This window comes from Streptomyces sp. NPDC054765, from assembly GCF_053612065.1.
Genome location: NZ_JBSHBP010000068.1, coordinates 1 through 21,830, shown reverse-complemented (window position 1 = coordinate 21,830; position 21,830 = coordinate 1). Strand labels below are relative to the sequence as shown.

The following is a 21,830-nucleotide window of genomic DNA, read 5'->3' as shown; positions in this document are numbered from 1 at the left end:
CGACCCCTGTTGCGCTACGCGCGTCGACAATAAGCTGCCGTCCGCTCAGGACCATCCAGGAGGGGAACACATGCCAGCGACTCCGCAACGGCGCCGCACCGTAGGAAGATTGACGATCGGCGCCGCCGTACTGGCCGCCGCCTCGCTCGCCGCCACCGCCCTGCCGGCCGGCGCCGACAGCGGCCACGCCGCCCGCGCCGGCCGCGCCGGCCGCACCGTCGATGTGCAGCTGCTCTCCTTCAACGACTTCCACGGCAATCTCGAACCGCCGCAGGGCTCCTCCGGCACGGTCGAGGAGCTCCAGGCGGACGGCAGCAAGAAGACCCTCCCGGCGGGCGGCGTCGAATACCTCGCGCAGTCCCTGCGGACGGCCCGTAAGGGGCACCCCTACTCGGTCACCGCCGCGGCCGGCGACCTGGTCGGGGCCAGCCCGCTGCTGTCCGGGCTGTTCCACGACGAGCCGACCATCGAGGCCATGAACAAGCTGGGCCTCGACGTCACCTCCGTCGGCAACCATGAATTCGACGAGGGCCGGACCGAGTTGACCCGCCTCCAGAAGGGTGGCTGCCACCCGAAGGACGGCTGCTACGAGAAGGGCAAGAAGTTCCGGGGCGCCGGCTTCCCGTACCTGACCGCCAACGTCACGGACGAGAAGACCGGCAAGCCGCTGCTCGCGCCGTACACCGTCTGGAAGCACAAGGGTGTCAAGATCGGCTTCATCGGGGTGACGCTGGAGGGCACCCCGGACATCGTCAGCGCCAACGGCGTCAAGGGCCTGAAGTTCCACGACGAGGTCGAGACGATCAACAAGTACGCCAAGGTCCTCAACCGGCAGGGCGTGAAGGCGATCGTCGCGCTGATCCACGAAGGCGGCACGCCGGCCTCCACCTCGTACAACTATCACTGCGACAGCCCCGGCCCCGGAGGGGGGTCCCCCCGGGCGTCCAGCTCCGGGGGAGGCATCTCCGGACCGATCACCGAGATCGCCAAGCACGTCACGCCGCAGGTCGACGCGCTGGTCACCGGCCACACCCACCAGGCGTACGCCTGCACCATCCCGGACCCCTCCGGCCGGCCGCGCACCGTCACTTCCGCCGCGTCCTACGGCAAGCTCTACACCGACACCAGGCTGACCTACGACCGCCGCACCCAGGACATCGTGCGGACCGGCGTCAAGGCGCCCGGCGCGGTCAACCATGTCGTCGACCGCACCCAGCCCAAGGCCGCGGACATGACATCGCTGATCGCCCGCTGGAACAAGCTGGCCGCGCCGGTCGCGGCCCGTCCGGTCGGCCATATCGCCGCCGATATCGCGGGCCGCGGAGCCGGGGCCCCCGAGTCACCGCTCGGCGATGTCATCGCCGACGCCCAGCTGGAGGCCACCAAGGCCGCCGACAAGGGCGGCGCCCGGCTCGCCCTGATGAACCCCGGCGGCATCCGCTCCGACCTCGCCTTCAAGGCGTCCGGCCCGGAGGGAGACGGGGTGGTCACCTACGGGGAGGCGTTCACCGTCCAGCCCTTCACCAACATGATGAACGTCGTCGACCTCACCGGCGCCCAGCTCCTTACCGCACTCCAGCAGCAGGTCAGCGGCCCCAACGCGGCCTCCCCCAAGATCCTCCAGGTCTCCGACGGCCTGACCTACACCCTGGACATGACGAAGTCGGGCGCGGACCGCATCGTCAAGGACTCGGTGAAGCTGGACGGCGCCCCGCTCGACCCGGCCGGGACCTACCGCGTCGCGATGAACGAATTCCTGGCCGGCGGCGGTGACGGCTTCCCCGCCTTCAAGGACGCCAAGAACAAGTACGTCGGCCCCTCCGACCTGGATGCCTTCACCGGCTACCTCACCGCGCACTCCTCGGCGTCCGCCCCGCTCACCCCGCCGAAGGCGGACCGGATCACGGTCGTGAAGTAGGCCGCGGTAGCCGACCGGGGCTTCCTCTTGTCACCCAGTTGAGTCACCACACTCAGTCGGTCGCCACGAGAGGAAGTCCCTTTGGTTCGCCATGAAGTGGGAACGTTCACTGAGAGGGCTGCGCCAGGTGCGGCCGAGCCGTCTGACTGTTCTGTTGAGCCTGAGCGCGTCCGTGGCGGGGCATACCATCGAAGTACAGCCACTGAGCCGGAGCAACCCACCGAGGTGATCGTGAGCAACTGGGCCGACCTTACGACCGGTAAGCGCATCAAGAACCTACGGGGCTCCGATCTGACTCAGCAGGGCCTCGCAGAGGCTGCGGATGTCTCGCTCGCGCTGGTGCAGAAAGCCGAGCAGGATCGCGGCGAGCTGTCTGTCGGCTCACTGATCAAGCTCGCCGGCGCGCTCAAGACAGACGTTGCGGTAATCCTGGGCCAGCAGGCACCACGCCGAGGAATGGGCCGGGGCGACCGCGCTGCGCTGCGTCAACTGTCCGACGCCGTGCACGAAAGCGCGCTCGGAGAGTGGGAGGGCATCGACGAGCCGAGCACGCTCGACGAGCTGACCGAGGCACGCGACCTCGCATGGGCCGCCTACTGGGGAAGCGATACGGCGAAGGTGAGCGCCTTCGCGTCGAAAGTCCTCATGGAGGGTCAGGTTCGTTACGACAGCGCCGCAGGGGCCGAGCGTGAGCAACTGGCGTTGGTCCTGGCGAGTACGTACAGGGTTGCCGCATCCTGCGCGAACGGGTTCGGACAGCGGGACCTCGCATTGAGCGCGCTCACCTCTGCGAAATTCCTCGCGAAGGAAGCCGACGACCCGGTGATGACTGCGCTGCTTGAATCCACGCTTTCATGGATCTATCTCCGAGGCGCCAAGACATCTCGGGCTGTTGCTGTGGCCGAGCGTGCAGCACTGGCGATCGAGCCATCGTTCAGCAGGGCGTCGCGCCCCGAACTGGTCGCGTATGGGCGACTGATGATCTCTGCCGCTGTGGCGGCATCCCGGCGCGAGGACGAAAGCGCGGCCGATGACTACATTTCACAGGCCCACGCCGCGGGGGCGAGGCTCGGTCGCGACGTGAAACTGTACGGGACCAGCTTCGGCCCAACAGCAGCGAAAACGGAGACTGTGGGAATCCATGTTGCGTTGAAGAACTACGGACGGGCGCTCAAGCTCGCCAGTCAGCCCGACATGAAGAAGCTGCCCAAGAGCATGTCCAAGGTGGCGCGCAACCGCTACCAGCTCGACGTAGCCCTCGCGCAGTGCGCAGCCGGTCTCTACGACCAGGCCGGGGACACATTGATCGAGGTCGGACTCGACGCCCCGGAGTGGGTCAAGCATCAAGCGTTGCCCGGCGTCATCGGGAAGCGACTTGCGAAGGTTTCCACGGCGCGCATGCGGAACATCAGCGACCTGATCGGCGTGCCCCTGATCGCATAGCTCCTACGGAGCGTACGAGTCAGAGGCGGGAGGCATGACCCGGTCCTACGCCCTGTCACTTCACTATGCGTGATCGAATGCACACGATTGATGCATGGTCAGCAACGAGAACGCACACGGGCAAACGCCGACTGCGGTCCGCCGAACCGAGGGCTACCTGAAACGGCGTCAGGCACTCGCAGATGCTGCAACGGGCATTCCCGCAGGCGAAGTTGACGCACCGGCCGAGGCCGCGAAGTTCCATCGGTTCCGCTGTGTGGTCTACCTGTGCGGCGCACCCAACGCGAACATTGAGGTGCCTCGCAGAGAGTGCACCGCGTACGCCAAGGCGTTCGGGTGGGAGATCGCGGGCGTGGTCGAGGACCACGCGGGGTTGCTGCCGCCCGACGGCCGCGAGGGGCTGAGGCAGGCTGTCGACCGCATCAAGGGCGGTGAAGCCGGCGCGGTGCTCACGGCGTGGCGCTCGATGATCTCGCCTGTACCCCAGGAGTACGACCAGGTAACGCGCGAGATTGAGACGGCGGGCGGTTTCCTGCACGTCATGGACTCGGCGGGCGCAGAAGATGCGCTCACCCGCGGGGAAACGACGAAGTGATCTCCATTCCGCCGCCCACATGGCCCCGGGCGCCGAAGCGGCCCGCTCCGAGCCCAGGCTGCGCGCGCTGCCGCGAACTCGACGAGCAGCGCCAGCAGGCCGGCCGACAGCTCGACCGTAGCGCCGAAACGGACGGCAACGTGCTGCTGCGGCGGCACCTGCAACAGGTGCACACATGACCCCCGCCCCCTGCCCCGGTCGAAGCGTCGGGCTCCTCCCCGCCGACCCGGCTTCCTGCGGCAGGGGGCGGGCTCCACGTCTCGCTCATCCGGCAGTACCTCGTCGATCACGAGCGCAGGTCGAGCAGCAGCCGGCCCCCGTGCCGGCCCGGAAACACCGCACCGCACGCATCGCCGCGTAACCCCCTTCTCACGGAGGTGTGCCACAGACGGAACTCGGCAAGGTTGGTCGCCCAAGTGCCGCCGGGCGGGGCAATAAATCCGATACCAAAAGGAAGAACAGTACGTGGGCAAAAGCAAAGACACCGTCGACGCCGCCAAGGGACGTCAAGAACGCGACTCCAAGGCGGCTGGCGCAGAAGGCCCGCAGGAAAGGCAAGCGCAGGTGTCCTCGCCCCTTCATACGAAGGGCGGCAGGGAAAGTCGCTGGTATGGGCAGGACAACGACTAACCCACCGTCCTAAGAGGAATGAATTAGCCACCCCTTAAACGCCCGTCCGGCCGCTCCCAGTGGTAGGCGCAGAAAAGGTCCGCGGCCGGGCGGGCCCCAGGCGCCCATTACGGGGCAGGGTCGTAACGTCCACGAGCACCCCAGAGAAGTAGCACCCTCCGGGCCGTCCTCGGCCACACAGTCTCCCGCCCGACACGGGGCGGAGGCACCCGTCAGCCCAGTCGGGCGCACAACCCGCGAACCAACAGAAGGAGATACGTCGCCATGCCGCTTGCCGCTGAGCGCACCACCACCCCGGCCCCTGCCGGTCCGGCCAGCATTTCCGTTCGGCCGTTCGGCCTCACCAAGGCAGTGCCGGTCACCGTGTCCGACATCCCGCAGGGGCTGCCTGTACTCACTCTCTGCCCCGACCGGCAGATCAGCGTCACCGAGAACGGCACCCCGTTCATCCACAAGCCCTCGATGGCCACTGCACTTACCACCGTGCAGGAGACCCGCGAAGACCACCAGCCCGACACCAGCACCGAGAACGATTCCGACTGACGAACCGACCCCGAGTAAGGAGTGATTGACCCATGACGGTCCTGGTGCTGACTCGCGCCCTCGACGCGACGTCTGACCTGGTCATATCGGAGCTGTCCGACCGAGGCGTGCCCGTACACCGGCTCGACCCCGGCGACTTCTCCGACTGCCTCACCATGGGGGCCCACATCGGCCCCGATGTGAGCACATGGGCCGGCGTCCTGCGCGGTCGGCACCGGGGCCTGTCGCTCGACGACGTGCACGCCGTCTACTACCGCCCGCCCCTCCCCCTTCCGCCCGCACCCCGACATGACCGAACACGACACCCGATGGGCCAAATCCGAGGCACGCGCCGGGTTCGGGGGCTTACTCGCCGCCCTCGACTGCCTGTGGGTGAACCACCCCAGCCGCAACGCACACGCCGAACTCAGGCCCGTTGCTCTGGCCACCGCGGCGCGCTGCCGGCTGAACGTGCCCCGGACGCTCATCACGAACGATCCGGCCGAGGCACGCGAGTTCGTCGACTCGCTGCCCGGCAAGGTCGCCGCGTACAAGGGGCTCGGCCCCGGCGGGCCCACCAGTCAGGACGCCAACGCGCATGCGCTGTGGACCACACAGGTACGGGCCGACGAGATCGAGGACACGGTCAGCCTCACCGCTCACCAATTTCAGCAGTGGGTGCCGAAGGCGTACGAGGTGCGGTTGACCGCCGTCGGAGGCCGGCTGTTCGCCGCTGAGATCCACGCAGGGTCCGAAGCGGGCCGCATCGACTTCCGCACCGACTACGACAGCAACACCTATCACCCCTGCGACGTCCCCGAACCGGTAGCCGCCGGCATGGCCGCTCTGCTCGACGCTCTGCAACTGCGATACGCCGCGTGCGACTTCCTCGTTAACCAGGATGACGGCCGTTGGTATCTGGTCGACGTCAACCCGAACGGGCAATGGGGTTTCATCCCCGAACTCCGCAGCCCCATCACGCACGCCCTGGCCGATCTCCTCGGAGGAAAACGCCCATGACCACCGTCACCACGTCGGCCGACGAGCTGCGCCGCCGCATGGTCGAGCAGCTCTCCCACGATGGCGCCCTGCGCTCCACTGAGTGGCGTGCGGCATTCGACGCCGTCCCCCGTGAGCTGTTCGTGCCCAGCTTCACCACGCGCGCGGCCGGCGAACTGGTCACCTACAGCGTGGGCGACCCCGGATACCTCGAAGCTGTCTACTCCAATTCCTCACTGAACACGCAGTACGACGAGCACGGCACGGCGACCAGCTCATCAAGCCAACCGGCCATGATGGCGCTCATGGTCGAGGCCCTCGCGCCCGCCGGCGACACCCTGCCCGTGCTCGACCTCGGTACCGGCCCCGGGTACAACGCCGCCCTTCTCAGCCACCGGTACGGCTCGCAACGGGTCGTCTCCCGCGATGTCGACCCGGCCCTCGTGGACGCCGCCGGCAATCACCTCACCGCAGCCGGCTACACGCCTACCCTCACCGTCGGCGACGGGGCCGAGGGCTGCCCGGAGTACGCCCCGTACGGCGCTCTGATCGCCACGTACGGAACCGGGCGCATCCCGAACGCATGGCGCGTTCAGGTCGCTCGCGGCGGCAACATCGTCGCCAACGTCGGCAACGGCCTTATCTCTCTGACGCTCCGCGACCGCGGCCTCGCCGCCGGCCGCTTCCTGCCCACCATCGCCGCATTCATGACCGCCCGCGCCACTCCGGACAACGCGCCCGCCCCCGCGCGCGCCCACGCCGGCAAACTCGCCACCGCCACCGGCACCACGCAAGAGATCGAGCTGCCGGTCGGCCTCGACGAGGAAATGCCGCGTTTCCTTGGCTCTCTGGCACAGCCCGACGTAGCCGAGCTCTCCCTCGTCGTCGAGGGACAGAAGGTGTACGGCCTCGTACACCCCGCGTCGGAATCGTGGGCGCGCATCACGCCCGGCACTGACGGCACGGCACGTCTCGACGCCGACGGCCCCCGTGATCTGTGGACGGAGCGCGCGCCCTTGCTCGGTAAATGGGCCGAGACCGGCCGGCCGAGTGCCGATGCCTACAGCCTCACCGTCCACCCGGACGGACACCACGAACTCAGCCTCGGCGACTGGACATGGCCCCTGTCCGCCTAGACCTCATGCCACTGACTTAACGACGCTCGCACACCGTCGACCTGCAACGATGCCGCCGTTGTCCGGCTCAGTACGTCCGCAAAGTCAGTGGCATTGCGCCTGGACCGAACGCCCCCACCACATACAAGCGCCTCGGCGTCCGCCCCGCTCACCCCGCCGAAGGCAGACCGGATCACGGTCGTGAAGTAGGCCCGGCCGACGGTGCGAGCGGGCCGGTCGTGACCTGGCAGCGACGGCAACGGCCCGGCGGGGTCTCCCCTCCGGGCCGTTGCCGACTCCGGGGGGCTGTGAGTGGCTGTGAGTGGTGAGTGGCTGTGACCGGTGCCTTCCCTGCACTTCCTAGTTCAGTCCGGTGAGGAACTCGCCGAACAGGAGGTTCGCCGAGTCGGACGCGAACAGGCGCTCAAACTCCGCTCGGGCGAGGTGGCGTCGGAACTCACCCTGGTACGAAGCGTCCCCGGCGTTGTGCACCAAGTCGGTGAACCATGCCGCGAATGCCTGGTAATTCCACACGTGCCGCAGGCAATCCGACGAGTAGCTGTCGAGCAGACTCGCATCGTGGTCCTTGGCCTGGTGGTGAACGACAGCCTTCGCGAACACGTCGGCATCGTGCAGAGCCAGGTTCATTCCCTTCGCGCTCATCGGGGGGACGATATGCGCGGCGTCTCCGAGCAGGTACAGCCGGCCGTAGCTCATCGGGTCGTAGACCACGCTGCGAAGCGGCACCAGCTGCTTGCTGGATATCTGCCCCCGCACGGCCACAGGTTCTTGGAAGCGAGCCTCGATCTCATCCCAGATACGCTCGTCCGTCCACTCCGGGAGGGAACTGTCGAGCCGGCACTGCAGGTAGAAGCGGCTCGCCCGCGGACCACGCGCGAACTGTCCCGCGAACCCACGGGAATGGATCGCCATCATGGACTGATGGTTGGCGGGAACGTCCGCAAGGACAGTCAGCCACGCGTACCCGTACTCGTGGGTGTAACGCGTGAGGTGCCCGCTGGGGATGGCAGCCCTGCTGATACCGCGGTCGCCGTCACAGCCGGCGATGAATGCGCAGCTGATCGTCCTCGTCGTGCCGGCACTGTCGCGGTAACGGACGAAAGGTTGTTCCTCGCCGGCGAGGTTCTCCAATGAGACCTCGACGTCGAAACGAAGGTCTCCGCCGTCGCTCGTGAAAACGTCGATGAGGTTTCGGACAAGTACCTGCTGAGGGCAGAAACGTCCGTCACCGTTATCGTCCGCCTGGAACGTGAGAGGACGCGTCTCGCCGTCGATCCTGAAGTTCACCACCGGCTCGAAGGGGACACCGCCGAGCACCCTTTCTTCGAGTCCCCACTCCCGGAACATCCGTGCCGCACGGGTGTCGATGACGCCTGCTCGCTGCCGCTGCTCAACGTACTCACGACTGCGCTTCTCCAGGACGACGCAATCGATCCCGTTGCGCAGCAGGAAATTACCGAGCGTGAGTCCGGCAACTCCCGATCCCACGATCACTACCGTGGTGTTTTCGTCCGCTAAGGACATGGGGGAACTCCTTGCTGTGCTCTATGGTCGCGCCAACGCCACGACTTTTCGGTATCCGGCATCCGGTATCCGGCGCACGCCCTCGGCGCTCGGCGCTCGAAGGCATCGAACTTCCGTGGCACGGTGACGGCTTCGGGCTTGGTTGCCGCCGACCCGGTCGGCCGGTGCGCGCAGCAGGGGCGCCCCGATACCCTGAAACGAAGTCGACGCTACGCATAATACGTAGTGGCCACTACGGATCGCAAGGGGAAACCGATATGCGCCGAGACGGTGCCGCAAACCGAGAGCGCGTCCTGCTCGCCGCCGAGCAGGTGTTCGGCGCGAAGGGAGCGGCCGCCTCCACCGAGGAGATCGCCCGGCAGGCCCAGGTCAGCATCGCCACCGTGTTCCGGCACTTCCCCACCAAGCAGGACCTGATCGAAGCCACCGCCGTGCGCTACCTCGAAAAGCTGGCGGACGAGGCACGCCGGCTGAGCGACGACACCGACCCCGGGAAGGCATTCGCGTCGTTGGTGCGCACCCTTGTGTCGACCGGAGCCACCAAGATGACCCTCATGGATCTGCTGCCTCCCCACAGCCACGACGGCCATGGGCTGTCCCAGCCGGTCACCGCGGCGGTCGACGACTTCCATGGCACCGTCGGGCTGGCACTCGCACGCGCCCAGACCGCCGGGGCCGCCCGCCCGGACACCACCGTCGACGAAGTGTCCCTGCTGCTCCGCGCCCTCGCCCACGTGGCGACTCCTGACCAGGGTGAGGCTCTCGACCGGGCCGTGGGAATTGTCCTCGACGGCCTCGGCGTGCCGCACTGACACCACGTCACCAGGCGGGAACCCAGCGACCATGACCAAGCTCCACTTTCACAACAGGCGCTGGCGCGGAGATGCCATCTGCTCCCACGTCGCGTCCAGGACCTCCTTCGAGGAGATCGAGGAATTCCCGGCCGAACGGAACGGGAATTGGACTGGACTGGACTGAACTGGACTGGATAGCGGGCCTGTGAGTCATCGCATCGCTCGAAGCATCTCCGTTTGTCAGGCATCGCGCCGGGCCGCTGTCGCCTCACAAAGAAAACACAAAGTCCCCCTCTACGGTCACACACGAACAAAGGCACCTGGCGGACATCCGTTGTGATCACAACGCGTCGCGTCACGGGGTTGGCGGCCGGTAGGTCAATTGGGAGGCGAAGAGATGAGACTGATGGCGTGGAATCGCCGCAAGGCGTGGCCGGTGGGGATCGTCGCAGCCGTGGCACTGACCGCTTCGGCATGCGGGGGGTCAGCAAGTGGCAGCCGGCACGGGCAGTCGGCGCCGAGTTCGTCCGCCTCCGCGCCCTCGTCCGCCGCGAGCGGCAGCACATCAGGCGCGGGCAAGGCGTCGAACGTGTTTTACGACGGGTTCGAGCACGTCGGCGACAACGGCTGGAGGTCCGGCATCAATGACACGACCGACCCGCAACGCAAGAACTCCCTGTCCAAGATTGAACAGCAGTCGAACGGCCCGCTCCGGCAAGTGACCTCGCCGGTACGGGACGGCAGCCACGCATTGCAAGCCACGGTGCCGCACGCGCTGGGCAGCTTCCGCTCCGAGATCGCCCGACCCACGGTACCGATGGGCTCGGAATACTGGTACGGCTTCAGCATCTACCTGCCGCCCAACTGGCAGGTAGACAAGCAGGGCAACATCCTCGCGCAGTGGCACGCGATTCTCGGTCAGGCCAACAAGACCAAAGGCGACGGACAGGGCAGCCCCCCGGTCGCACTGTCCGTCCACGACGGTAACTGGGAGGTCAAAATGCACTGGAACACCCAGGGCAACACTTCCCAGGGCCCAGGATCCGGCCACCGGACCATCAAACTCGGGCACATCGAGACCGGCGTCTGGAACGACTTCGTGATGCACGCCAAGTGGTCCCACAGCAGCGACGGACTCGTCCAACTCTGGCAGAACGGACACCAGGTGGTGAACTACACCGGACCGGACGAGTACAACGACAAAGTGGGCCCATACTTCAAGATCGGCATCTACCACCCCGGCTGGAAGTCGTTCAAGGCCAGCTCTTACCACCAAGACACCGCTGCGACCCGGCCGATCACGGTATACGACGACGACATCCGGATCGCCCAAGCCCCCGCCACCTACAGTGACGTCGCACCCCGCTGAGCCCCTCGCCACCCTTCTTCCCGACCTGAGCGGCCCGAGGTGGGATGACCACCGTCTTTCCGTATGCCGGGCCGAATGAGTTGAATGAGCTGAATAAAGGGAATGGGGGGATGAGGGGAATGGAACGAGTAAGTGCGGTAAGACGGACAGCGCGGATACGGCGGACAGGGCGGACAGCGGTAGACGGGCCCTGACAAGGCGCGCACTGTCGCTCAGGTCACCAAGAGGTGTGACGGTAGTTCAGCTCTCCCCACAAGCGCGGCAATTTTTCCTCAAGACCGGCGGGACAACCTTCGCGTATCCGACTTACTGCCGGTACAACTTGCGTTCGAGGGTCCCGCCCGTGGTGGGATGGACGAATGCGAATCCCCACACGCATATCTACACCGTCACCCTCGCCCGTCATCCGGCCCCACTCCGCCACCGCCGTGACGGGCTCCGCGGACGACTCCACCGGCGACACCAGAAAGCTCGACACCGTCAATCCGTACGCCGACCTGGCAGCCCTCGCCGACCCCGAGCCGGAGCCCGAACCCGAGCCGGAACCCGGCTCGTTCGACGCCACCGGGGCGCCCCGCCGCCGCTCCTACCTCAACGAACGCGACGACAGCGACGACCCGCTGGGCCTGGGGCTGCGCTCGGACGACGAAGCGGACGGCGAGGCCTGGACGCCGCCGAACCACCGTCGCAAGAAGCGCGGCATCGGCCGCTTCGCCGCGATACCGATCACCCTGAAGCTGCTGGTCGCCGTCCTCGTCGGGACGGCTTTCCTCACGCTCTTCGACCGGTTCGCGGTGCTCTACGCACAGAACAAGGCCGCGGAAAAGGTGAAGGATGCCCTGCATCTGAACGCCACCCCGGAAGTCGACATCCAGGGATTCCCGTTCCTCACCCAGGTCATGAACAAGCGCATCGACCAGGTGAAAGTCACGATTCCCGACCTGGCTGCCAACCGGGTTTCCCTGGCGAAATTCGAGGCCACCGCCAACGACGTCCGCCTCGACGGCGATCTGCCCAGCTCCATCAAGGGCGCCACGATCCGCACTATGCACGGCAGCGTGCTGCTCGCCTTCGACGACATGAATCGCGAACTGGGCGCCTCCCAGGTGAAATTCAGCGAAATGGGATCCAACGCGGTCCGCGCGGTCGGCCAACTGCCGGTCGCCGGCCATGATTTGCGGGTACGGGCCGAGGCACACATCCGGCGGGCCGGCGACCGCGGTGTCTCCACCGACATCAGCCAGATGCGGCTGGACATCGGTGATATCGCCGTCTACCGCCCCGGCACCGGCACGGAAGAGGGCCTGCGGCTGACCCGCAAGACCGCCGCCGAGCTGAGCCGCCAGGCCGCCAAGGTCAAGGCGATGCTGAGCATCCCGGCGATCGCGGACCGGATCGGCATCCCCCATGCGTACATCCAGGACGCGCTGCGCAACGAGGAGAAGCTGCACCAGCTGACCGGGTCGCCGCGCTTCGTCCAGAAGCTGATGAAGGTCAATCTCGTCGACGTGGTGGCGGACCACCCCTGGCTGCTGCAGAAGGTCGGCATCGACCCGAAGATCCTCGGCACGCTGACCGGGCTCACCAAGCCGCAGCTCGCCGACCGGCTGTCGCTGTCCTTCCAGCTCCCCAAGACACCCGGAAACGTACGGCTGCGCCATATCTCCGTCGAGCGGGACGGCATCCGCGCCGACCTGTCGGGGTCGAACCTGCCGTTCGGGGACGCGGCGAAGAAGCAGACCGGCAAGTGACGTAGGCCGCGGAGAAGCGAGACACCGAGAAGCAAGGCCCGCAGCGGGGCGGCGGCGGCGTGGGGACGCCGCCGCTACTGCGGCCCCAGGGGCGGTTCCTGGGGCCTCGGCGGCTCCGGCGTCCCCGGCGGCATCCCCGGCGGCGGCGTCGCCGCACCCGGCAGCGTCAGCACCGCCTCCGTGCCGCCGACGTCCGCGGACCGCAGCCGTACGGCACCGCCCGCCTGCTCCGCCGTACGCGCCACGATCGACAGCCCCAGACCACTGCCCGGCAGACTGCGGGCGGACGGCGAGCGCCAGAACCGCTCGAAGACATGCGGCAGTTCGTCCTGCGGAATACCCGGGCCGTGATCGCGTACGGTCAGCTCGCCGCGCGTCAGCCGGACCTCGACGGTGCCGCCGGCCGGGCTGAACTTCACCGCGTTGTCCAGCAGATTCACCACCGCCCGCTCCAGCGCGGCCCGCTCGGCCCGTACGTACCAGGGCGCGAGGTCCGCCGCGATGGTCAGCGACGGGCCGCGCAGCCGGGCCCGCTCCAGCGCCGAGCCGACGATCTCGTGCAGCGCCACGACCTCGACGGCGCTCTGCCCCGGCGCCGGGGGCCGCGACAGCTCCTGCAGATCGCCGATCAGCGCCGCCAGCTCCCCCATCTGCGCCTTCACCGAGGTCAGCAGCGCCTCCTTGTCGGCGGCCGGGATCGACCGGCCGGACCGCTCGCTGCGCACCAGCAGGTCGATGTTGGTACGCAGCGAGGTCAGCGGCGTACGCAGCTCATGGCCCGCATCCGCGATCAGCTGCTGCTGCAGATCCCGGGAGGCGGCCAGCGCCGCGGTCATGGAGTTGAAGGAGCGGGACAGCCGGGCGATCTCGTCCTCGCCGTCGGCCGGGATGCGGATGGTGAGGTCCTGGGTGCGGGCGACATGTTCGACGGCGTCGGTGAGGCGGTCCACCGGCTTGAGGCCGGAGCGCGCGATGACCAGGCCGGTCGTGCCCGCGCCGATGACGCCCAGCCCCGCGACGGCCGCCAGCAGCAGCGCGAGGCGGTTCAGCGCGCTGTTGACCTCGGTCAGCGGGCGCGAGACGGACACTGCGAACTGTTCGCCCTGGATGCCGAGGTGCTTGGTCAGCACCCGGACGTCCGTGCCGTCGGTGGTGACGGCGTCGTGCAGGGTGTCGCGCTCCAGGCCCTGCGCCACCGCGACATCCGCGCGCTGCACCTGCACGGGCCGGGAGCTGGGCCCGGTGCACCGCGAGCCGTCGACCTGGACGATCTGGACGTTGTAGTACGAGGGCGGGGCGTTCTTGCTCTCGGTCGGTGCGGTGGGCCGGCAGTTCTCGTAGGTCAGCTGCAGATAGTCCGCGGGGACGCTGACGTTCTGCAGCGAGTTGTCCACCTCCTCGCGCAGCTGGGCCCGGGTGAGCAGCCAGCAGGCCAGCGCGGAGACCGCCACCGCCACCGCCACCGCGGCCGCGGTGAGCAGGGTCAGCCGCGAGCGCAACGGCAGCCGCGCGATCCAGGTGCCGGGCCGGCTCTGCGCGACGCCCGCGCCGTCCGTTGTGCGCACCGGGGCCGTCGCGGTCACTCCGCGCCGCCGTCCGCCCGCAGGACGTAGCCGACCCCCCGCACGGTGTGCACCAGCCGCGGTTCGCCGCCCGCCTCCGTCTTGCGGCGCAGATACATCACGTACACGTCCAGGGAGTTGGAGGTGGGTTCGAAGTCGAAGCCCCATACGGCCTTCAGGATCTGCTCGCGGGTGAGGACCTGCCGCGGATGGGCGAGGAACATCTCCAGCAGGGTGAATTCGGTACGGGTCAGCTCGACCTGCCGGCTGCCCCGGGTCACCTCGCGGGTCGCCAGGTCCATCCGCAGATCGGCGAAGCTCAGCGTCTCGCCCTCCTCGGGCTGTGCACCGGCCACCGCGGGGTAGGAGCTGCGGCGCAGCAGCGCGCGGATCCGGGCGAGCAGCTCGTCCAGCTCGAAGGGCTTGACGAGGTAGTCGTCGGCGCCGGCGTCCAGCCCCGTGACACGGTCGCCGACCGTGTCACGGGCGGTCAGCATCAGGATCGGCACCCGCACCCCGCTCGCCCGCAGCCTGCGGGCCGCGGTCAGCCCGTCCATCCGGGGCATCAGGACATCCAGCACGATCAGTTCGGGGTCGTAGGACGCGACCTTCTCGACCGCGTCCAGACCGTCGACCGCCTGCTCGGTCCGGTACCCCTCGAAGACCAGCGAGCGTTGCAGGGCCTCACGGACCGCGGGCTCGTCGTCGACGATCAGGATGCGGGCAGGATGGTCACCGTGCTCGGCGGGGCTCATGCGTGACTACCTCGGGTGGGATACGGAACGGCCGGTCCTCAGCCTTGCACGGCAGGAGCCGTGCGGGCGGTCAGACGCCGCTGTTGCTGCCACCGCTCCCGCCGCCGCGCAGCGAGTCGAGGTCGGCCTTGACGGTGTTGATCGGGATGGCGAAGCCGAGGCCGACGCTGCCCGCCGAGCTGCTCGATGCCGAACTCGGTGAGTACATCGCGGAGTTGATGCCGATGATCCGTCCCTGCATATCGATCAGGGCGCCCCCGGAGTTGCCCGGGTTGAGCGAGGCATCGGTCTGTATGGCCTTGTACGAGGTCTTCGACGAGCCGGTGTCGCCGTTGTAGTGGTTGCCGCCGAACTCGAAGGGCCAGCCACCGCCGTCCGGGCCGCCCTGGCCCTGATCCTGCCCCTGACCCTGATCCTGGCCCTGACCCTGGCCCTGGCCCTGGCCCTGCTCCTTGGGGACGGTGACGTCCCGGTTGAGCGCGGAGACGATTCCGCTGGTCACGGAGCCGGTGAGGCCCTCGGGCGAGCCGATCGCCACCACCTGGTCGCCGACCGCGATCTTGTCCGAGTCGCCGAGCGAGGCCGCGGTCAGGCCCTTGGCACCGCGCACCTTGACCAGCGCCAGGTCCTTGCCGGGGTCGGTGCCGGTGACCTTGGCCGTCTTCCGGCTGCCGTCGCTGAAGGTCACGGTCACCGTGTTCGCGCCGGCCACCACGTGATTGTTGGTCACGATCTCGCCGCCGCTGGTGACGACCACACCGGAGCCGGTGGACTCACCGCTGCCGGTCCGCGCCTTGATCTCCACGATCGCCGGGCTGACCGCCTTGGCGACCCCCGAGACGCCGCTGCCGCTGGTCTTGCCCGCGTTGACGAGCGGGGTGGTGGGGCCGTTCTGCTGCGACGGGGAGGTGGCACCGGCGATCAGTGCCGCGCTGCCACCGCCGATGAGACCGGAGGCGAGTGCCACTGCCGCGATCAGCGCGACCGGACGGCGGGCCCGGCGCCGTGGCTCGGGTGCGTACGGAGGCGGCGGGAACGCCTGCGCCCCGGCGCCCGGGACGCCTTGCGCACCCTGGCCCGCCTCGTGGCCGTGGTGCCGGCCGTAGTCGTCGCCGTATCCGTACGGCCCGTGCTGTGGCATCTCATCGCCGCTTCGGCGGTAGCTCTCGGTCATGCAGATGATGCTGCCGCCGGTCCATGAGAACGGTCTGAGAATGCCCTGAGAGACCCAACAGAACCTGGTATGCCCTAAATAAGGGCGCCGGGATCAGGGGCGCGGCCCGGCTCCCTCAGCCGCCGCAGCCACAGGACTGCCGCACCACCAGCCGCGACGGGAACAGCCGCAGCCGCTCCCGCCGGGAGCCGACCACCCGCAGCCCGTCGTCCAGCACCAGGTCCACCGCCGCCCGCGCCATCGCCTGGCGGTCCGAGGCGACCGTGGTCAGCGGCGGATCGGTCAGCGCGGCTTCCTTCACATCGTCGAAGCCCGCGACCGCCAACCCGCCCGGCACATCGATGCGCAGCTCGCGGGCGGCCCGCAGCACACCGATCGCCTGGTCGTCCGTCGCGCACATGATGGCCGGCGGCCGGTCCGGGCCCGCCAGCAGCTTCAACGCGACCTGGTAGGCGTCGTAACGGTTGTACGGCGCCTGGAAGTAGCGCCCGTCGGTGGGCTTCCCGGACTCCAGCATGGCCCGCCGCCAGCCCTCGACGTGGTCGGTGACCGGGTCGCCGGACTTCGGGGTCTCCTCCGTACCGCCGAGGAAGGCGACGTACGGATGGCCGTGCTCCAGCAGATGCCTCGTGGCCAGCTGTGCGCCCCAGATGTCGTCCGTCATCACCGCGACGTCGTCGATGGCGTCCGGCCGGCGGTGCAGCAGCACCACCCGGGCGTCCCAGGCGTCGATCTCGGCGGCGGCGTGCTCGCTGGGCCCCTGGCTGATCAGGATCAGCCCGGAGACCCGCATGCCGAGGAACGCGCGCAGATAGTGCACCTCGCGCTCGTCGAGGTAGTTGGCGTTGCCGACCAGGACCATCTTTCCGCGCTCGGCGGCGGCCTGTTCGACGGCGTGCGCCATCTCCGCGAAGAACGGCTGCCGGGTGTCCGGCACGATCAGGCCTATGAGGTCGGTACGGCGGGAGGCCATCGCCTGCGCGACGCGGTCCGGCCGGTAGCCGAGCTCCTTGATGGCGGCGAGCACCCGCTCGCGCGTGGCCGGGGCAACCGGCCGTGGTCCGTTGTTGATGACGTAACTGACAACGGCGGTGGACGTACCCGCCAGTCTTGCCACATCATCCCGCGTCACCTTGGCCACGCGCGGCAGTCTACGCGGGTGGTGCAAGGGGGTGTGCGGCAGTTCTCCGTGGGTTCACGGGCCTGCCGCACCTGCCCCTACCGGCGTACGGCCCGTACGCCGTGCGCGTCCGTGTCGGTGTCCGTGTCCGCGGTGACCGCCTTCCCGGAGCCGTCACCGCTTCCGGGGGCGCGGCGCTCGGCCGGCTCCGGGCCGGAGGAGGACTTCGCCGCCTTCGCCGCATCCTCCTTGGCCTTGGCCTTGGCCTCCGCCGCCCGCTCCGCCTTCTCCGGCGTCACGAAGCGGTAGCCGACGTTGCGGACCGTGCCGATCAGCGACTCGTGCTCGGGGCCGAGCTTGGCGCGCAGCCGGCGGACATGGACGTCGACCGTCCGCGTACCGCCGAAGTAGTCGTAGCCCCACACCTCCTGCAGGAGCTGGGCGCGGGTGAAGACCCGGCCCGGGTGCTGCGCCAGATACTTCAGCAGCTCGAACTCCTTGAAGGTCAGGTCCAGGACCCGCCCCTTCAGCTTCGCGCTGTAGGTCGCCTCGTCCACCGACAGATCGCCGTTGCGGATCTCCATCGGGCTGTCGTCGGTCGTGATCTGCTGGCGGCCCATCGCCAGCCGCAGCCGCGCCTCGACCTCGGCGGGGCCCGCGGTGTCCAGCAGGACGTCGTCAATGCCCCAGTCCGCGGTGACGGCGGCGAGTCCGCCCTCCGTCACCACCAGGACCAGCGGGCAGCCGGGTCCCGTGGACCGCAGCAGCTGGCACAGCGACCGTACGTGCGGAAGGTCGCGACGGCCGTCGATCAGTATGACGTCGGCCCCCGGGGTGTCGATGAGGGCCGGGCCCTCGGCGGGAGCCACTCGCACGCTGTGCAGCAGCAGGCCGAGCGCCGGGAGCACCTCCGTCGACGGCTGGAGTGCATTGGTCAGCAGCAGAAGAGAACTCACTTCCGACCACCTACCCGCATCTCCGGGTATTCCATCCTCTGCTGCTGCGTGCGGTCCTGCCTGCTTCGCTCGCCCATGACGTCTGGTTCCTCCTCGGTCCCTGCGACGGGGGCACCCCCCGGCCGCGGCCGGGGGAGTCTGCGGCACTGCTTCGTACGGTCCCTTCCGCCGCGCACCGCGTGGCGGAAAGCACAAAAGGACCCGGGGGCAACGCTGCCCGGATCCTTCTTGCCCAGCAGAATAGCTCACATGACTTCCGGACCCGAGGCCGATTTTGCAGCTTCTTGTGTTCCTTCGATCACTTCGAGTGGCCGACGGGTGTCCCTGTTGACCGCGGACGGGGTCCGGATCGAGGCCGCCCACACCCCCCGTCGGGCCCCATTTGGAGCCGCTGCCGGCACCCGGGCCGGCACTCCCGTCATCGTCCTCGCGCACGGCTTCTCCGGCGCGCTGGACCGCCCCGCATTTTCTCGCGCGGCCGCGGTATTTTCCCAGCATGCGGACGTGATCACGTTTTCTTTCCGTGGACATGGCGGTTCGGGCGGGCGGTCCACGGTCGGCGACCGCGAGGTCGAGGATCTGGCCGCCGCGGTCCGCTGGGCCCGCGCCCTGGGCCACCGCCGGGTCGCCACCGTCGGCTTCTCCATGGGCGGCTCGGTGGTGCTGCGGCACGCGGCGCTGCACGGCCGGGGGGAGCACGGGGAGCGCACGGGTGCGCACTCCGACACGGTCGTCTCGATCAGCGCGCCCGCCCGCTGGTACTACCGTGGCACCGCGTCGATGCGCCGCCTCCACTGGGTCGTCACCCGCCCCACCGGCCGCCTCGTCTCCCGCCTCGGGCTGCGCACCCGTATCCACCCCGAGGGCTGGGACCCGGTCCCGCTCTCCCCCACCGGCGCCGTCCCGCTGATCGCCCCCACCCCGCTCCTGCTGGTGCACGGCGACCAGGACCCGTACTTCCCGCTCGACCATCCGCGGATGCTGATGGCGGCCGCCGACCCGGCCACCACGGAACTGTGGATCGAGCGGGGCTTCGGGCACGCGGAGAACGCGGCGGGGCCGGAGCTGCTGGGGCGCATCGGGGAGTGGGTCACGGACCGCTCCCCGGCGTAGCGCACCGCCGGGGAGACCGGCAGCTCCTGGCCGCCCCGCGGCCTTCCCGCCGGGCCCCCCGGCCCTACTCCGTCTCCGCCACCGCCTCCGCGAACTGGGCCGCATACAGGCGGGCGTAGGCGCCGTCCGCCGCCACCGGGCGTGCATCTTGGAACTGGGGCGGCGTGCCGGGAGGGCCGTCTGTGCTTGATCAGGTGAGGAGCCTTGGCGGAACGACGCCACGCGCCCGCTCATACAGAGCCCGCGCGGTGACGTTCTTCAGGTGCGGACGAAGTCGGCTGAACATGATCCTGATCCGGTCGTCGGCGCGGCCGGACTGCACCATGGGGTAGTCGTCCAGGGCCTGGTGCCAGGTAGTGCAGGCGGCTTCCAGGTGGCCGACTTCCAGTTGCCGTTCCGCGAGCGTAGCCCTGTGCCGTACGCGAGCGCGGCGGTAGACGCTGAAGCGGACTTTATCCGACTGCTGCATCGCCTTGACGGCTCCGTGAATGTCACCCAGTTCGTAACGCACTTGGCTGATGTGGTAATTGAGCGCTGCCGGGTCATAGGAGCCGAATGCCTTCCCTCTTGATTCAGCCTTCTCCATGGCAACCTCGGCTTCCTGAAGGTGCATCAGCGCATTACTCCGCTCGCCAATTTGCGCAGCAGCGTGCGCCTGCTGCCCAGCGAGGAATGCACGCATTCGTGGACCTGCTTGCGGGGACGCGGCCGCAGCTGCGTCAGCCAACCGCACGGCCTTCATTCCATGCCCTAGGTCGACCGCCTGAACACTCATTCCACGCAGCGTCGTACAGTACGTCAAATGGTCCTCTGAAGCTCCGGCAAGCTCCAATGCCTTCATGTAGTACTGCTGAGCCAAGCCATGCAAACCCTCATCTACCGCCATATAGCCGGCGAGATAACACAAGTCGGAGGCGGCCGACATCATCGCTTTTCGAACGTGATCCGTAGCGTCAGCATGAAGATACGGGGCCACGCTATTCACCAGGAAAGTCGCAGCCATCGGCCGCGCATGACGCCCACCGAACTGGTCGTCCAAGTCCGAGATTCGCTCGGTCACGGCAATGACCATATCGACTTCGGAAATTCCTATGCGCCGTGTGGCTCCAGTCTGAATGCCTTCCATCCTGCCCGCCACGTCCGGCCAATTAGGCACAGCGAGCGCAACGGAAAACAGGCCGGCACCTATCACGCTTCGCCGTGACGGGTCCATGTCTTGCCTGCCAAGGTCGATGAGCCCTTCCACCGCACCCGGGGCAGCGTCGGCCTTAACGGCGGGCGACGGGAATCCCGCCTCCGCATGCGTGATCGGACGCAAGAGCTGCCGCGACAGTGCTTCAACAATCAAGGGGCGCACCGCGGGCTTCGGGATATGACCCCTAAGCCATTGATGAACGGACGGTTCCCGGTACTTCAGCGGAGTCCCACGCTCGGTGCCGATGCGGTTGACCTCCCGGGCGAACTGACGCAGCGTCCAGCCCGTCTCGCGAAACAGCTGCCCTAGGCCCCTATTTGGCTCCGGCGTCCTCACTCGCCTTCAACTCCCTCGGCAGGTAGCGCACTTAAAGCTCTTAAGTCCTGCTGCTGGTGCAACAGTACCGCTGCCTATAGCGGAGCGGTTGCCTAAAGCGAGAGCACATCAGCCGCCCGGTCGTAAGTGCCGGGCCTGGCACGAGAGATGAAGGACCCCCGCGACCGTGGCTGCGGCCCGGGGGCATGGCCACCAACCCCCTGGAGGTTGACGACATGCGCAAACATAGCGCCTGGATCTTCGAACTTCTGTTGCACTGGTTACTGCCCACGCGAGGGCGTCACCGGTCCACCGGCGCACCGCCCGCAGCGGGCCATGAGGACGCGCCGACGCTCGCGCTTCTCCGCGTCCCTGTCCAGCAGCCGGGGCTGCTGCGGGGTGAGGATGTTGCCCTGATCCGCCCGTACGTCCTCACGCCCGAGGAGCGGCAGGAACGGCGGTTGCAGCGCGGACGGCGGCGGACGCTGTGGCTCGCGGTGCACGGGTACGACGCGGGGCCGCGCTGGATTCACGGTGTGGAGGTGGTGGGCTGATGCCTCGCAACTGCCGCACCGTCCACCTGATGGACCCTCTGCCGGTACCGGAGCCCGAGCCGGTTGCCGGGTGCGACGTGTGCACCGCTTTGGCCGGTCAGCGCGCGGCGGCGGACGCCATCGGCGACAAGACGACGGTGATCGACTGCAACGTCGAGATGCGCCGCCACCCCCACCCGGAACGGGAGGGCCGATAACGACCGAGCCACGCACGGCTGTCCAGGCGCCGGCGGAGGCCTACGGCTGGTTGGGGGCGGGCGTGGGTGGTCCGGTGCTCCTCGTGGATCACATGGAAGGGGCCCTGTCAGTGGCCCGCCCCCACCCACGTTCACTTATCCACCCACGGGAGGTGACGGGCCGGAGGGGCCGGTGTGTGGGACGTAAAGCGAAGCAGTCCCACACACC

The 21,830-nt window shown here is 68.4% G+C and carries 19 protein-coding genes; 12 read left to right on the top strand and 7 right to left on the bottom strand.

The features are described from left to right. Nucleotides 1–70: 70 nt before the first annotated feature. From ACWGJY_RS30990 to ACWGJY_RS30965, 6 genes are all read left to right on the top strand, one after another. Nucleotides 71–1,918 carry a bifunctional metallophosphatase/5'-nucleotidase gene (locus tag ACWGJY_RS30990; RefSeq protein WP_453264182.1) on the top strand — a complete coding sequence of 616 codons (1,848 nt, stop codon included), beginning with the start codon at nt 71–73 and terminating at the stop codon, nt 1,916–1,918. Between the two features lie 231 nt (nt 1,919–2,149). Beyond that, nucleotides 2,150–3,361 (top strand): helix-turn-helix domain-containing protein, encoded by a 1,212-nt coding sequence (locus ACWGJY_RS30985; RefSeq protein WP_453264202.1) that lies wholly within the window; start codon nt 2,150–2,152, stop codon nt 3,359–3,361. A gap of 94 nt (nt 3,362–3,455) precedes the next feature. Then, entirely contained in the window at nt 3,456–3,956 is a 501-nt protein-coding gene (locus ACWGJY_RS30980) for a hypothetical protein (RefSeq protein WP_453264181.1), read from the top strand. A gap of 894 nt (nt 3,957–4,850) precedes the next feature. After that, nucleotides 4,851–5,129 (top strand): putative ATP-grasp-modified RiPP, encoded by a 279-nt coding sequence (tgmA, locus tag ACWGJY_RS30975; protein WP_453264180.1) that lies wholly within the window; start codon nt 4,851–4,853, stop codon nt 5,127–5,129. 288 nt (nt 5,130–5,417) lie between these two features. Then, entirely contained in the window at nt 5,418–6,128 is a 711-nt protein-coding gene (locus ACWGJY_RS30970) for an ATP-grasp ribosomal peptide maturase (RefSeq protein ID WP_453264179.1), read from the top strand. Then, a complete protein-coding gene (locus ACWGJY_RS30965; protein WP_453264178.1) occupies nt 6,125–7,243 on the top strand; it encodes a methyltransferase domain-containing protein in 1,119 nt (372 codons plus the stop codon). Before ACWGJY_RS30970 ends, ACWGJY_RS30965 begins: the two co-directional genes overlap by 4 nt. A 339-nt stretch (nt 7,244–7,582) precedes the next feature. Here the strand turns inward: ACWGJY_RS30965 and ACWGJY_RS30960 are convergent, their stop codons facing one another. Further along, nucleotides 7,583–8,767: a 4-hydroxybenzoate 3-monooxygenase gene (locus ACWGJY_RS30960; protein WP_453264177.1), complete on the bottom strand. Its 1,185-nt coding sequence runs from the start codon at nt 8,765–8,767 to the stop codon at nt 7,583–7,585. A 257-nt stretch (nt 8,768–9,024) separates the two neighbouring features. Between ACWGJY_RS30960 and ACWGJY_RS30955 the strand changes: the two genes are divergently transcribed. The 3 genes from ACWGJY_RS30955 to ACWGJY_RS30945 all read left to right on the top strand — a co-directional run bounded on the left by ACWGJY_RS30955 (nt 9,025) and on the right by ACWGJY_RS30945 (nt 12,681). Continuing rightward, nucleotides 9,025–9,579 carry a TetR/AcrR family transcriptional regulator gene (locus ACWGJY_RS30955; RefSeq protein ID WP_453264176.1) on the top strand — a complete coding sequence of 185 codons (555 nt, stop codon included), beginning with the start codon at nt 9,025–9,027 and terminating at the stop codon, nt 9,577–9,579. A 379-nt stretch (nt 9,580–9,958) separates the two neighbouring features. Then, nucleotides 9,959–10,930 (top strand): polysaccharide lyase, encoded by a 972-nt coding sequence (locus ACWGJY_RS30950; protein WP_453264175.1) that lies wholly within the window; start codon nt 9,959–9,961, stop codon nt 10,928–10,930. A gap of 359 nt (nt 10,931–11,289) precedes the next feature. Then, nucleotides 11,290–12,681, top strand: coding sequence for an LmeA family phospholipid-binding protein (locus ACWGJY_RS30945; RefSeq protein WP_453264174.1), 1,392 nt, complete (start codon nt 11,290–11,292; stop codon nt 12,679–12,681). A 74-nt stretch (nt 12,682–12,755) separates the two neighbouring features. Here ACWGJY_RS30945 and ACWGJY_RS30940 read toward each other — a convergent pair whose 3' ends face one another. The 5 genes from ACWGJY_RS30940 to ACWGJY_RS30920 form a co-directional block, all read right to left on the bottom strand. Next, nucleotides 12,756–14,264, bottom strand: a complete 1,509-nt coding sequence (locus ACWGJY_RS30940) for an ATP-binding protein (RefSeq protein WP_453264173.1) — start codon at nt 14,262–14,264, stop codon at nt 12,756–12,758. After that, entirely contained in the window at nt 14,261–14,998 is a 738-nt protein-coding gene (locus ACWGJY_RS30935; protein WP_453264172.1) for a response regulator transcription factor, read from the bottom strand. The genes ACWGJY_RS30940 and ACWGJY_RS30935 overlap by 4 nt, the downstream gene beginning before the upstream one ends. A 70-nt stretch (nt 14,999–15,068) precedes the next feature. Beyond that, a complete protein-coding gene (locus ACWGJY_RS30930) occupies nt 15,069–16,172 on the bottom strand; it encodes a S1C family serine protease (RefSeq protein ID WP_453264171.1) in 1,104 nt (367 codons plus the stop codon). A 115-nt stretch (nt 16,173–16,287) separates the two neighbouring features. Beyond that, nucleotides 16,288–17,313, bottom strand: a complete 1,026-nt coding sequence (locus ACWGJY_RS30925; RefSeq protein ID WP_453264170.1) for a LacI family DNA-binding transcriptional regulator — start codon at nt 17,311–17,313, stop codon at nt 16,288–16,290. Between the two features lie 77 nt (nt 17,314–17,390). After that, on the bottom strand, nt 17,391–18,248 hold the full coding sequence (locus ACWGJY_RS30920; RefSeq protein ID WP_453264169.1) for a response regulator transcription factor: 858 nt from the start codon (nt 18,246–18,248) through the stop codon (nt 17,391–17,393). A 249-nt stretch (nt 18,249–18,497) separates the two neighbouring features. Between ACWGJY_RS30920 and ACWGJY_RS30915 the strand changes: the two genes are divergently transcribed. After that, nucleotides 18,498–19,361 (top strand): alpha/beta hydrolase family protein, encoded by an 864-nt coding sequence (locus ACWGJY_RS30915; RefSeq protein ID WP_453264168.1) that lies wholly within the window; start codon nt 18,498–18,500, stop codon nt 19,359–19,361. 190 nt (nt 19,362–19,551) lie between these two features. Here ACWGJY_RS30915 and ACWGJY_RS30910 read toward each other — a convergent pair whose 3' ends face one another. Further along, a complete protein-coding gene (locus ACWGJY_RS30910) occupies nt 19,552–20,892 on the bottom strand; it encodes a tetratricopeptide repeat protein (RefSeq protein ID WP_453264167.1) in 1,341 nt (446 codons plus the stop codon). 185 nt (nt 20,893–21,077) lie between these two features. Here ACWGJY_RS30910 and ACWGJY_RS30905 point away from each other — a divergent pair, with 185 nt between their 5' ends. Both ACWGJY_RS30905 and ACWGJY_RS30900 read left to right on the top strand, forming a co-directional pair. After that, nucleotides 21,078–21,425, top strand: coding sequence for a hypothetical protein (locus ACWGJY_RS30905; RefSeq protein WP_453264166.1), 348 nt, complete (start codon nt 21,078–21,080; stop codon nt 21,423–21,425). Next, nucleotides 21,425–21,622: a hypothetical protein gene (locus tag ACWGJY_RS30900; protein ID WP_453264165.1), complete on the top strand. Its 198-nt coding sequence runs from the start codon at nt 21,425–21,427 to the stop codon at nt 21,620–21,622. Before ACWGJY_RS30905 ends, ACWGJY_RS30900 begins: the two co-directional genes overlap by 1 nt. Nucleotides 21,623–21,830 lie beyond the last annotated feature (208 nt).